The sequence below is a fragment of the Candidatus Enterococcus myersii genome, assembly GCF_017316025.1.
In the GTDB taxonomy this organism is placed as follows: Bacteria; Bacillota; Bacilli; order Lactobacillales; family Enterococcaceae; genus Enterococcus_C; species Enterococcus_C montenegrensis.
Genome location: NZ_JAFLVT010000005.1, coordinates 171,320 through 183,892, shown reverse-complemented (window position 1 = coordinate 183,892; position 12,573 = coordinate 171,320). Strand labels below are relative to the sequence as shown.

The window sequence follows — 12,573 nt, the reverse complement described above, 5'->3', positions numbered from 1 at the left end:
GCCCTCCTTTTAGTTGCTTATTTAATTCGCGCGGGATAATTGGTATTTTGCAAAATACAGGCTTTCGCACGCATTAAATCCTGTTCATTGCGAAAACTGATTTGCAAAATACCGTGAATATCTTCTCTAGTTTCCTGAATTTTCAGATTAATTAAATTGATTTGATTATACCCCAATAGACCCGTTACCTCTGCAATTACGCCGGGCGCATCCGGAACATCGACAAACAAATCGTAAAAGGCAGGAATCGCACCATTTTTATGAACTGGCAGGCGGTCTCTGTTATCTTTAGCCTGATTAAAAAAAGTAAAAATTGCACCCTCATCCTCAGTTACTAGCCAATTTTGAACTTTTTTCATTTCTTCGGTCCAACTTTCCAACTGCTGTAAAATCGCAGTCTTATTACTTAACAGTATTTCTGTCCACATTATCGGATCAGAAGATGCAATTCGCGTGATATCCCGAAAGCCCCCGGCGGCTAATTGTTTGGCGCGAGGATGTTCTTGATTAAAGATGTCCCCTTGCGTGACTAACCCTGCTGCAATGATGTGTGGCAAATGACTTAGCATAGCTGTAATTTGGTCATGTTCTTTTGGCGCTAGTTCTACAAATTTTGCCCGAGTTCCCCGTAATAGTTCTTCTAATAAGCGCAGTTTACTTTGCGGTGCGTTTTGATTTGTAAAAATATAGTAGGCATTTTCAAATAAATTGACGTCCGCTGCTGTTACGCCAGACTTATGTGAACCGGCCATGGGGTGTCCGCCAATAAAAGTAAATGGTAAATTTGTAGCAGCTGCCATTATTTGACCTTTTGTACTGGCGACATCGGTTACGATTACATCTTTTTTTAGCTGCAATTGGGCTAATTCTTCTAAATAGTCAATGGTTTTAAAAACTGGTACTGCTAAGATAATAATATCAGCTTCTTTGGCACCTGCTGCAAAGTCAATTGCTAAAGCGGAAACAATATCTTTTTTAAGGGCAATTGCGCCTGTTTTTTCATGCCAGTCAAACCCAATAATTTTTACGTTTAAATGTTCTTTTTTTATGGCTAAAGCAAGAGATGAGCCAATTAGTCCCAAGCCTACGATAAAAACTTTTTGCTCCATCTAAAAGACCTCCTAAAAGTTTTTAAGATATTGGCGATACTGGGCCACAGCTGTTTTCAATTCTTCAAAAGAATCGCTGGAAAATTTGTCTAAAATTTCATTTGCTAAGACAGTCGCAACCACATTTTCACAAACGACACTTGCAGCAGGAACAGCTGTACTGTCTGAACGCTCCACACTCGCTTTGTAGGGTTCTTTTGTCTGGATGTCAACGCTCATTAAAGGTTTATACAAAGTCGGAATGGGCTTCATCACACCTTTTACGATGATCGTTTCACCGTTGGTCATTCCTCCTTCAAAGCCACCTAAGTGATTGGTTGTCCGGCGGTAACCAGTTTCTTGTGACCAAATAATTTCATCCATTACTTTAGAACCTGGTAAATTCGCCGATTCAAAACCAACACCAAATTCTACACCTTTGAAAGCATTGATTCCGACAATCGCTTGGGCCAGTTTGGCATCTAATTTGGTATCCCATTGGACATAGCTACCAAGACCAGCGGGAACATTTCCCACTAAAACCTCAACAACACCACCAATTGTATCACCATTTTTTTTCGTCTGATCAATTAACTGTTTCATTTTTTCTTCAACAGCTGCATCCACTACGCGAACATCAGATTCCTCAGAGCGCTTCTTTACTTCTGCAATGCTAATTTCTGCAGGAATGCTCGCTTTAATACCACCTAGAACTGTAACATGGCCGGCCACCTCAATTGCTAATTCTTTTAATAGTTTTTTTGCCACGGCTCCAACAGCCACCCGCATTGTTGTTTCTCTAGCTGAAGAACGTTCTAAAACATTACGCAAATCATCGTGATGGTACTTCATGCCACCAACTAAATCCGCATGACCCGGCCGTGGGTGTGTGACTTGACGGAGTTTTTGATCTTTTTTAGCTACTTCTTCTGCAGCCATAACAGTTTGCCAATTTTTCCAGTCACGATTTTTTACGACTAAAGTAATTGGTGAGCCTAATGTTTTACCATGGCGCACACCAGAAGTAATGCGAACCTGATCTTTTTCGATTTTCATGCGACCACCACGACCATAGCCACCTTGACGCCGTGCTAATTCCACATCAATATCTGCTGCTAAAAGTGGCAATCCTGCTGGTATACCTTCAATAATGGCAGTCAATTCCGGTCCATGAGATTCTCCTGCTGTTAAATAGCGCATCATAACGCCTCCTTTAAGTAATCTTTCATTTCAGTTAAGGGAACTTCAACAATTTTTGCTTCCCCAATTTCTTTTAGTAAAATTAATTTTAAATTAGTTCCACGAGCTTTTTTGTCATGTGTAATTGCACTATACAGCGCTTGTTCATCCCAAGTTGGTAGACGGGTAGGTAAATGAAATTTTGTAATCATCTCTTTTAGTTGTGCGGTACTTCCCACTGGAGATAACCCTTTTGCCTCAGCAACACTGTTAATTTTCACCATACCTAAAGCAACGCCTTCGCCATGGCTAATAACGCCATAACCGGCAGTATTTTCTATTGCGTGGCCGATTGTATGCCCAAAATTTAAAATGAGTCGCATTCCGTTATCAAATTCATCTTCTTGCACCACTTGACGCTTTACTTCAAGTGCTGACGTGATAATAACTTCTGCCTGATTTAATAAATCTGCTTCATCTTTTAACGCTTTTAATTTCTCCCATAAAATTAAATCAGCAATCGCTGCCGATTTAATAATTTCTGCAATTCCCTCACGCACACGGCGTATTTCGAGAGTCTTTAAAACAGCTGGATCGATTAAAACCCCTGCTGGCTGACTAAAAGTTCCAACTAAATTTTTTGCTTTTTGCGTATTGACGCCTGTTTTACCACCGATACTTGAATCAACTTGCGCTAATAAGGTCGTGGGAATCTGCAAAAAATGAATGCCCCGCATATATGTCGAAGCAACAAAACCGGCTAAATCACCAATTACACCACCGCCTAAAGCAATAATCCCATCACTACGGGTAAATCCTGCTTCGGCTAAAAAGTCGTATAATTGTGCAGCTTGCGTTAAAGATTTACTTGCTTCTCCGGCCGGAACTACGGCTAAATAGGGTGAAAAACCTACACGAGTTAATTGCTTCATAACCGTTTGGCTATATAAAGGCGCGACATTACTATCGGTAATAATTGCTATTTTTTGTGGTGTCCATAAAGAAGCAACCCAAGTTCCCAACTGTTCCAATGCACCACGCTTTATTATGATTTCATAGGAATGTTCCTTTAAATCAACCCACATAACTAGTCCTCGATTTCTTTAATTTTTTCCATCGCATCATTTAAAATAGCAACTTCTTGCATCATCTTCATGTAGTTTTCTTCATTTAATGATTGTTGTCCATCAGACCAAGCGTTCTTTGGATCAGGATGAATTTCAACGATCATGCCATCAGCTCCTGCTGCCACACCTGCTCTAGCCATTGGTGTAACCAAATCCCAAACACCAGTACCATGGCTTGGATCGACAATAATTGGAAAGTGGCTTAGTTTTTTAATCAAAGGAACAGCAGACAAGTCAAAAGTGTTCCGGGTGGCAGTTTCGTAAGTGCGAATTCCGCGCTCAATAAAAATTACAGGAGATTTATCTTGAACCGCAATGTATTCCGCCGCATTTAACCATTCATCAATTGTTCCTGCGATACCGCGTTTTAAGCCGATTGGTTTGCCAGTTTTACCGACAGCTTGCAATAATTTGTAGTTTTGCATATTACGCGCGCCAATTTGTAAAATGTCGCTGTATTCAGCCACCATCTCAATATGGCCTTCATCCATGACTTCGGTGATAACTTTCATGTCAAATTCATCGGCCGCTTGGCGAATATATTTTAGCCCTTCTTCTTCTAAACCTTGAAAAGCATAAGGTGAAGTTCGGGGTTTAAAAGCGCCGCCTCGTAAAATTTGTGCACCGCCAGCTTTCGCAATTTTGGCACATTCTCGAATTTGCTCTAAGCCTTCAATGGAACAAGGTCCAGCCATTGTTACAAAACTTCCATCACCAATTTTAACACCATCTACATCAACAACAGTATCTCCTGGGTGGAATTCCCGAGAGGTTAATTTGTAGGTGTTGGAAATTTTTAGTGTCTTTTCGACACCTTCGTAAGTATTAAAAGGCACATCTTGCATCCCTCTAACATCGCCTTTTAAGCCAATCACAATATGTTCAGTTCCTTGATCGATATTTACATCAAGTCCTTCTTTTTTAATTCGTTTAACAACTAATTCTACTTGTTCTTTCGTGGCACCTTGCTTCATAATTACAATCATTTTATCTGCTCCTTTTAACTGTTTTCTACTAGTGGTTTAACAATTTCTAACGGCATTTTTTTGCCGGTCCATAATTCAAATGCATAGGCACCTTGATACAGTAACATACCTAAGCCATTAGCTGTTTTTAAGCCTTTTTCTTTTGCAATTTGTAATAATTTTGTTTCCCTTGGATTATAAATGACGTCATAGACGGCTAAATTTTCGTGAAAGGCACTAAAATCAGAAAGTGCAGTCTGATCTTCATTTGGTTTCATGCCGACAGCAGTAGCATTTACTAATAAATGACTGTGGTAAATCGCAGTATTTACTGCTTTTGTATCTGCCAAATCACGTAAAGTAATCGTACATTGTGTTTTTTGCGCTATTGTCTCTAGCTTTGCCTGACTTGTCGCAAAAAAATCATCCTGGCGATTAAAAACATTAATTTTTTTGACCCCATCTAAGGCAGCTTGTACACAAATGGCTGTCGCTGCCCCACCTGCACCAATAATGGTCATTTCTTTTTTGATAATGTCCACATTGATATCTGCTAGGCTACGCATAAAACCATTTCCATCGGTATTGTGTCCTACTAGCCCATTACCTGAAGGAACAATTGTATTAACTGCACCAATTAATTTGGCTGCCTCACTTAATTCATCCAAATAAGGAATGACGGCCATTTTATAGGGCATTGAAACATTTGCACCAATCATATTCAGTGCCGTAATACTTTTAATTACAGCGGCTAATTGTGGCTTTTCAACCTCAAAAGACAAATAAACAGCATCAATATTATTGGCTTTAAAAGCGGTGTTGTGCATTAATGGTGAAATGCTATGCTTTGCTGGTTTAGCAATAAGACCTGCCAAACGGGTATAACCAGTTATTTCCATTTTTTTCACTCCTTAAATTTTTAAAGCCTATGGGTACAAAAAAAGTGCCCACCTAAGATACAACAATCTACAGTGAACACCTGACACGAAAAATACATTTTTCGATGGTATAAAAATAGCCACTATAGATTCTTGATCTACGTGGCTTTAAAGTCATTCCAAAATCCCCTAGCCATCATAGATACAAACTGCTTTGGTTTGTATCCATGTTTTCATGAATACAAACTATCTAAAATAGCTAAAGTAATAATTATTCAGTTGTGGTTTGCTTTTTTGTAACATAAAAAAGTCCTCCGAACTGATTAAGATGGTGTTAAGTATAGATTGATTTTTTAGGTCTGTCAACTAGTTTTTGTAAGAACTATTGTTTCTTTCATCAGTTTTTACAAATCTTCTTCGAAAAAGAGCAGTAAATCAGTCAATGTAAGTTGCGCTTTTTCTGCTTGATTTAAATCTTTTGCTATTTCTCCTTTTTTCAAAAGTAACAAGCGATTCCCATATTTTAAAGCATCTTCCATTTGATGGGTAATCATCATACACGTTAAATGATTTTCTGTCACCAAATCATTAGTCAGTGCCATAATATTTTTTGATGTTTTCGGATCAAGTGCTGCGGTATGTTCATCTAATAATAAAAGTTCTGGTCTTTCAATGGTGGCCATCAATAAGCTTAAAGCCTGTCTTTGTCCACCAGATAAATGGCCCGTAGGCGTATCAAGCTGTTCTTCTAAGCCATTACCTACCTTGGTGCAAAGTAGTTTGAAATCTTCTTTGCGTTCGTTTAAATTTCTGGGACGCAGGCGCCGTTTTTGTCCTCTGCGCTCGGCTAAAAGTAAATTTTCTGCCACTGTCATCCGCGGGGCTGTGCCCATTTTAGGATCTTGAAAGACCCGTCCCAAATATTTTGCCCGTTTTTCTTCACCAAAATTAGTAACATTTTCACCATCTAAAAAAACTTGGCCACTCGTTAAAGGCAGTGTTCCAGTAACCGTATTAAATAACGTACTTTTTCCTGCCCCATTGCCACCAACGATTGTGACAAAATCACCAGGATTTAAAGTTAAACTGACATGGTTTAAAATCGTCCGCTCGTCAGCAACACCATTTTTAATTTTTTTAACAGCATTTTTTATCGTTAATACGCTCACAGGCTATGCCTCCTTTTCCAATCCAGTTTTTAAATTCAATTTTTCTTTCAGGGTTGGAATCATTAAACAAATCGCTAAGATTGTAGAAGAGAAAATTTTCAAATACGTTGTATCAAAGCCTAGGTAAATAATTAAGGTGATAATTGCTTGATAAATAATACTGCCCACTACCACTGCAATCAACCGTTCAGCAAAGGCTAATTCACCAAATAACACTTCTCCAATTATAATTGAAGCCAGACCGATAACGATTACCCCAGTCCCCTTTGAAACATCAGCATACCCGTCATTTTGCGAAATAAGTGCTCCGGATAATGCAATTACGCCATTAGAAATTGTTAACCCTAAAATCTTCATGCGATCGGTTTTAATTCCTAATGAGCGGGCCATTACTTCATTATCGCCAGTAGCAATATAGGCTTGGCCTAAGTCAGTATTAATGAAAAAAAGGACTAAAATTATTGTAATAATAACTGCAAGCAAGCCTAAAATGACGATGTCAAAATAATTAGGTAGGTTTAAATTAGTAAAAAAAGTTTGAATCCTAGGAAAATTACTTAACCCTTTGTTGGGACTTTGCATGACAAATAAAATAACTGAATTCAACCCTGCCATAACTAAAATCCCAGCTAAAATCACCGGTATTTTCCCTTTGGTAAATAAAATTCCGGTAACAAAGCCGGCTGCCATCCCAGCTAAAACACCTAATAACGTTGCCAAGATAGGATGAATTCCACTGGTAATTGCAGTCACGCACACAGCGCCACCTAAAGGGAACGTTCCCTCTGTTGTCATATCAGGAAAATTTAAAATACGATAAGTTAAATAAATCCCAATTCCCAGCAAGGACCATAACAGTCCTTGCCCAATTGTTGAAACGATCATTTTATTCGTTATCTCCTTTAGCTGTTTGTACTAGTTTTGCAGTATCTTTTAAATCTGCAGGTAAAGTCAGATTAAATTTTGCCAATTGCTCTTCATTAATAATAGTATCACCTTTAGTGAAGGTGTACACGGCTGTATCTTGTGGTTTTGATTTGCCCGCTAGAATTGCCGCTGCCATTTCCCCTGTTTTAACACCTAACTCTTTTTGATTAATTCCGATTGTCGCTAATCCACCTTGTTCTACCATCGTATCTACTGACGGAAAAACGGGAATATTATTTTTATCAGCTTCTTGCGTCACTGTCTCCATGGCGTTGGCGACGGTATTGTCATTAGGAATAAAGATAAAATCAACAGACTGTGACAATACTTGTACAGCTTGTGCGACTTCATTTGTTGAAGTTACAGCTTTACGTTCGACAGTTAAGCCAAGTTTTTTAGCAGCCGTTTCTGCTTGACCTGTTTGAAATTTTGAATTCATTTCAGAAGAAGAGTACAAAAGACCTACTTTTTTGCCTGCTGGTAAAAGCTTATGGGCTAATTCAATAATTGAAGCAACTGGCGGCTGATCAGAAACGCCGGTAATATTTCCCCCTGGTTTTTCGTTACTTTCCACTAAACCAGCCCCTTTAGGATCAGTAACCGCGCCTAATACGATAGGAATGGTTGTTGTAGCGTTTGCTAAAGCTTGTGCGGCAGGTGTTGCAATCCCAATTAAAACATCTGCTTGATCACTAACTAGCTGTTTGCTCATGGTATCTAATTTACTTTGATCAGCTTGGCCATTTTGAAAATTAATTTTTAAATTTTTACCTTCCTCATAGCCGGCTTCTTTCAAACCTTCTTTCACGCCCTCATAGATTTGATCTAAAGCTGGATGGCTCACAAATTGTAAAACACCGACAGTAAGGACTTTTTCTTTATCATTTACCGTTTGTTCTTTGTTATCCTTTGAATTATGAAGTAATTGAAAACCTAAAAATCCAACTAAGATAATTCCCAATGCGATCACTGTGTACATTAACCCTTTGTTTTTCATCATTATTTCCTCCTAAGATATGTTTTGAGATGAAAAAAAGCAATTTCCTCTACCCGCGGAAATTGCTTTTGTAAACAAAATCCGCATAGAGATTGTCTCTATGCGGAATCATCTCAATATTACCAGCATAGATACAAGTTTTAGAGTTCTCTAAAAAGTTGTATCTATGGAAAAATCCATCAATACAACTATCTACGCCAAAATTGCCATGCAAATAAATTTCCTTTGGTTGTAGTAAATAGTTTCATGATGGCTCACCTCGTTTTGTTTTTGTTGTAGTTAAGAATACCGTAGAATTTTTCAAGCGTCAATACTAATTTTAATTTTTCAGAAAATTTAGTAAAATCAATCATCCAAGTCTTTAATATTCCACATCGGCAGACGATTTAATTCTGGAATAAATTCTTCGTCGTAATTTGTCAGCTCACTTACTTCAAAGCGGTTTTTTTCCACCCCTTTTTCAAAGAAGATAAAGGTTACTTTACTAGGGTTAACTTTGTATTTTTGAGCTAGATTTTGTGTGTCATACACTAAAGGATAATAATAAAAAGTCCGGTTTAACTCTTCTTTCTTTTCACCATTTAACGTATTCAACACGTGGTTTAATTCTTGCCCATATGGTGGTGCAAACATAACAGAAATTGCGTTAGCCGACTTTATTTCCTGGTCTTCACTTCCGTAGTCAAAGGACTTGATTTTATTACTTTTAATAGTAGGATGAATTAATTCTACATATTCAGATTGTCGAATGTGGGCGACAGCCACCACCATAGTTGCAGAAAAAAGTGTGACACCAATCAGTAGACCTAAGACTGTTAAAAGTGCTTTACGTTGATTTTCTTCGGCCCAACTGGCAAAATCTTGCCATATTTGTCTAAAACCAGCTTTTACGCTGACAAAAAAATTTTGAATGATCTTCATTGTCTGGCTCCTAATAAATTAATAAGAAAAATCGAGTAATCTTTATGAAAGATGTGCTTTTTATAACAGATAGCACCACAAAAGCAGCTTTTTAAGTAGGGTTGTTCGTTTTCTTGTGAAATTCATTCACTGCTTGTAAGTTCTAATTAAGTATACGCTAGCCGGATTTCTACCATGACAAGAAACACAGTAAGAAATGTAAGATTCCATTTATGACCTTAGTAAAATGTGCATTTAGACTGTAACGTGTTTTATCGCTATCTTTATAGTAGCAATCATTGTTTGGAATCGTCAAGATAGTTGGCAATTCTTTAAATATTCGCTATCATAAGAACAAGAGTTAAAATAACTTTAGGAGGACCACCAGTGGAAGATCTTGGTCACACTATTATGCACCTGGCGATGCCTTTATTTGATATCATTATCGTCTTTCTTAATTTTTTATCTATTTTAGTATTGGTGTGGGGTGTGATTATCGCAGGCTATGATTTCATTAAATCAGAGTGTTCCCACGCTAATCATGTTGAGGCGGCGCGTCACAATAATTTTATCCGTAACTTTCTGGGTAGTTATGTCTTGTTGAGCCTGGAGATATTAATTGCTGCTGATATTATTGAGTCAATTATTAATCCTACTTCAGCTGATATTTTGCGCCTTGCAGCAGTCGTTGTTATTCGAACGGTAATCTCTTATTTCTTGCACCGTGAAATCCAAGATGCTTTGGATAACGAAGAAACGATGGAAAAGCTTAACAAAAATAAATAAATGACACCCTTTAATTTTCAGCAACGATGAAAAGCCAGATTCGATCACAAAGAATCTGGCTTTTATCTGCTATAATGTAGTTATTCTGTCATGAAAGAAGGTTACACAATGTCTTTTGATGGTGTTTTTACCCATTTAATTACCAATGAATTAACTGACTTATTAGTTGGTGGACGCATTTCTAAAATTCACCAACCTTATCAAAATGAAATTATATTGGTTATTCGCTCCCAAGGAAAAAACCATAAATTACTACTATCTGCGCACCCGAGTTATGCCCGGGTACAATTAACCGATATCGCCTATCAAAATCCTGAGACTCCGCCTAATTTTGTTATGATGTTACGAAAATACTTAGATGGCGCAATTTTAACAGGCATTTCGCAGATTGAAAATGATCGCGTGATCCATTTTACCTTCAATAAACGAGATGAATTGGGGGATTTGCAAAATATTGTTTTAGTAGTGGAATTAATGGGTCGCCACAGTACCATTTTATTGTTAAATGAAGCAAACGGCAAAATTTTAGATGCGATAAAACATATTGGTAGCAGTCAGAATACTTACCGTTCCATTTTACCTGGTGCCATTTATGTCGCACCACCTAAACAAGCACTGCTAAATCCTTTTACGGTTACAGACGTTACGCTTTTTGATGCACTCTCGCAATTACCCGAAATTACAGCCAAGGCGCTCCAACAGACATTCCAAGGGCTAGGTTTTGATACAGCACAAGAACTAGCCTTTCGTCTAAACAAAAATGAAAATAAAAAAGTACTGACTTGGCGTGCATTTTTTGAAAGTCTCAATTCTGGACGCCCTACTTTAACTGTTACGCAAACAAAAGAATTTTTTACACCAATTGCTTTTCAATCTTTAGCTAAAACAACGGTTAGTGCTACGACATATCCAAATTTCAATATCTTGTTAGATGCTTTTTATGGCGATAAAGCAGAACGCGATCGGGTCAAACAACAAGGGGGACAACTGCTTAAAAAAGTAGAAAATGAGTTGGCCCGCAATCAGACCAAATTGAAAAAACGACAACAAACGCTAAAGGAATCTGAAAACGCTGAGGAATATCGGCAAAAAGGTGAACTTTTAACGACATTTTTGCATGAAGTACCAAAAGGTGGAAAAAAAGTCGTTTTAGCAAATTACTACGATGAAGATCGACCACTAGAAATTAAGCTAAATCCAGCCCTATCCCCTAGTCAAAATGCGCAAAAATATTTTCACCGTTATCAAAAATTGAAAAATGCAGTGAAATTAATTTATCAACAAATCGATGAAGCAAAAGCAGAAATTGCCTATTTGGAATCTGTTTTCGCTCAAATCGAAATTGCCGGACCAATGGATTTGGATCTAATTAGTGAAGAATTAATTGCACAAGGCTATTTGAAAAAAAACTCAAAACGTAAAAAAGTAGCATCAAAATCTAAACCTGACGAATATACAGCAAGTGATGGTACCACTATTTTAGTTGGGAAAAACAATTTGCAAAATGATCAACTAACTTTAAAAACCGCCCGTAAGACTGACTACTGGCTCCATACCAAAGATATCCCTGGCTCTCATGTAATCATCAAAAGCAGCCAGCCGACTGATGCAACCATTTTAGAAGCCGCAGAATTAGCTGCCTACTTTTCTAAATATCGTCATTCTGCTCAGGTTCCAGTCGATCTAGTTCAAGTCAAATATATTAAAAAACCAAATGGCGCAAAACCCGGGTATGTCATTTACGAAAATCAAAAAACTTATTACGTTACTCCAGAAGCAGATATTACTACCCGACTAAAAAAACAATAAAAAAATGAACGAAGCCCCTTTATTTTCAAGTAGTGGCTTCGTTCATTTTCTATTCACAAAAATAGATTTTTCGGTCTTTTTTATCTTGTAAGGGTCGATTATTACCTTTTAAGATTTCTTCTTGAAATTGGGATAAAAAAGCGCGGGATATTTGATGTCGCTCTTTAAAGACAAACCAGTTAATCGGGCCTTTTGTCGGTGGTGTAGTCAGAGAACCAACATAATGAAAATAGCGTTGTTCTTTTGGTAAAAACAACTCGGGATTGAAAATTTCAATATGCTCTTTTAAATCCCAACGTTGCGCTTTTTTTAGTGGACCTTCTGGCAAAATTCCCGGTATGATGTCACACAATACGCCTACAACTAAATTTGTCCCATCTTTTCTCATGTGCACCAAATGTATCTCTAGTGGCGCTTGTTGGTTATCTAAAATATGCTCACTAGGTAAATGATAATGAATATCCGTTAAACCATACTTTTCCCCTGCAAAGACAACATAGCTCTGACAATCAAACGGAACAAAATGAATGGTATTTTTAAATTCTTTTTCGGTAAACTTCTCAATTTGATAAGAAAAAGTCAGACGCTGTTTTGCGTTTCCTGCTATAGTTTTGCTCGTTTCAATGGCAATTGGTGATTGGTAAGGAAACTGCGCCCCTTCTTTATACCACTCACACAAGGTATGCCAATATTTTGGACCATTTTCTCCTGTATAACTCCAAGGAACATCTAAATTTCGTTTCACTTT

12 protein-coding genes are annotated in these 12,573 nt (G+C 37.7%); 2 read left to right on the top strand and 10 right to left on the bottom strand.

Going from position 1 to position 12,573, the window contains the following annotated elements; all coding sequences use genetic code 11:
• Positions 1–17: 17 nt before the first annotated feature.
• The 9 genes from JZO76_RS03675 to JZO76_RS03635 all read right to left on the bottom strand — a co-directional run bounded on the left by JZO76_RS03675 (position 18) and on the right by JZO76_RS03635 (position 9,251).
• A complete protein-coding gene (locus JZO76_RS03675; protein ID WP_206902824.1) occupies positions 18–1,109 on the bottom strand; it encodes a prephenate dehydrogenase in 1,092 nt (363 codons plus the stop codon).
• Positions 1,110–1,121: 12 nt separating this feature from the next.
• Entirely contained in the window at positions 1,122–2,288 is a 1,167-nt protein-coding gene (aroC, locus tag JZO76_RS03670) for a chorismate synthase (protein ID WP_206902823.1), read from the bottom strand.
• The gene (gene aroB / locus JZO76_RS03665) at positions 2,288–3,352 is read right to left on the bottom strand and encodes a 3-dehydroquinate synthase (RefSeq protein WP_206902822.1); all 1,065 of its coding nucleotides are present in this window, start codon (positions 3,350–3,352) and stop codon (positions 2,288–2,290) included. Before aroB ends, aroC begins: the two co-directional genes overlap by 1 nt.
• Positions 3,353–3,354: 2 nt before the next feature.
• On the bottom strand, positions 3,355–4,380 hold the full coding sequence (gene aroF, locus JZO76_RS03660) for a 3-deoxy-7-phosphoheptulonate synthase (protein WP_206902821.1): 1,026 nt from the start codon (positions 4,378–4,380) through the stop codon (positions 3,355–3,357).
• Between the two features lie 14 nt (positions 4,381–4,394).
• Positions 4,395–5,258, bottom strand: coding sequence for a shikimate dehydrogenase (gene aroE / locus JZO76_RS03655; protein ID WP_206902820.1), 864 nt, complete (start codon positions 5,256–5,258; stop codon positions 4,395–4,397).
• Positions 5,259–5,641: 383 nt separating this feature from the next.
• Entirely contained in the window at positions 5,642–6,406 is a 765-nt protein-coding gene (locus tag JZO76_RS03650) for an ATP-binding cassette domain-containing protein (RefSeq protein ID WP_206902819.1), read from the bottom strand.
• Between the two features lie 3 nt (positions 6,407–6,409).
• The gene (locus tag JZO76_RS03645; protein ID WP_206902818.1) at positions 6,410–7,291 is read right to left on the bottom strand and encodes an ABC transporter permease; all 882 of its coding nucleotides are present in this window, start codon (positions 7,289–7,291) and stop codon (positions 6,410–6,412) included.
• 1 nt (position 7,292) lies between these two features.
• The gene (gene trpX, locus JZO76_RS03640) at positions 7,293–8,330 is read right to left on the bottom strand and encodes a tryptophan ABC transporter substrate-binding protein (RefSeq protein ID WP_206902817.1); all 1,038 of its coding nucleotides are present in this window, start codon (positions 8,328–8,330) and stop codon (positions 7,293–7,295) included.
• A gap of 345 nt (positions 8,331–8,675) precedes the next feature.
• Positions 8,676–9,251 (bottom strand): hypothetical protein, encoded by a 576-nt coding sequence (locus JZO76_RS03635; protein ID WP_206902816.1) that lies wholly within the window; start codon positions 9,249–9,251, stop codon positions 8,676–8,678.
• Between the two features lie 366 nt (positions 9,252–9,617).
• Here JZO76_RS03635 and JZO76_RS03630 point away from each other — a divergent pair, with 366 nt between their 5' ends.
• Entirely contained in the window at positions 9,618–10,016 is a 399-nt protein-coding gene (locus JZO76_RS03630; RefSeq protein ID WP_206902815.1) for a DUF1622 domain-containing protein, read from the top strand.
• 108 nt (positions 10,017–10,124) lie between these two features.
• Positions 10,125–11,825: a fibronectin-binding protein EfbA gene (gene efbA / locus JZO76_RS03625; protein ID WP_206902883.1), complete on the top strand. Its 1,701-nt coding sequence runs from the start codon at positions 10,125–10,127 to the stop codon at positions 11,823–11,825.
• A gap of 49 nt (positions 11,826–11,874) precedes the next feature.
• Here efbA and JZO76_RS03620 read toward each other — a convergent pair whose 3' ends face one another.
• Positions 11,875–12,570 (bottom strand): carbonic anhydrase family protein, encoded by a 696-nt coding sequence (locus JZO76_RS03620; protein ID WP_206902814.1) that lies wholly within the window; start codon positions 12,568–12,570, stop codon positions 11,875–11,877.
• Positions 12,571–12,573: the final 3 nt, after the last annotated feature.

Bases quoted from the DNA above. Each gene is read 5' to 3' on its own strand.
- JZO76_RS03675 (WP_206902824.1), bottom strand. From the start codon at position 1,109: ATGGAGCAAAAAGTTTTTATCGTAGGCTTGGGACTAATTGGCTCATCT.
- aroC (WP_206902823.1), bottom strand. From the start codon at position 2,288: ATGCGCTATTTAACAGCAGGAGAATCTCATGGACCGGAATTGACTGCC.
- aroB (WP_206902822.1), bottom strand. From the start codon at position 3,352: ATGTGGGTTGATTTAAAGGAACATTCCTATGAAATCATAATAAAGCGT.
- aroF (WP_206902821.1), bottom strand. From the start codon at position 4,380: ATGATTGTAATTATGAAGCAAGGTGCCACGAAAGAACAAGTAGAATTA.
- aroE (WP_206902820.1), bottom strand. From the start codon at position 5,258: ATGGAAATAACTGGTTATACCCGTTTGGCAGGTCTTATTGCTAAACCA.
- JZO76_RS03645 (WP_206902818.1), bottom strand. From the start codon at position 7,291: ATGATCGTTTCAACAATTGGGCAAGGACTGTTATGGTCCTTGCTGGGA.
- trpX (WP_206902817.1), bottom strand. From the start codon at position 8,330: ATGAAAAACAAAGGGTTAATGTACACAGTGATCGCATTGGGAATTATC.
- JZO76_RS03635 (WP_206902816.1), bottom strand. From the start codon at position 9,251: ATGAAGATCATTCAAAATTTTTTTGTCAGCGTAAAAGCTGGTTTTAGA.
- efbA (WP_206902883.1), top strand. From the start codon at position 10,125: ATGTCTTTTGATGGTGTTTTTACCCATTTAATTACCAATGAATTAACT.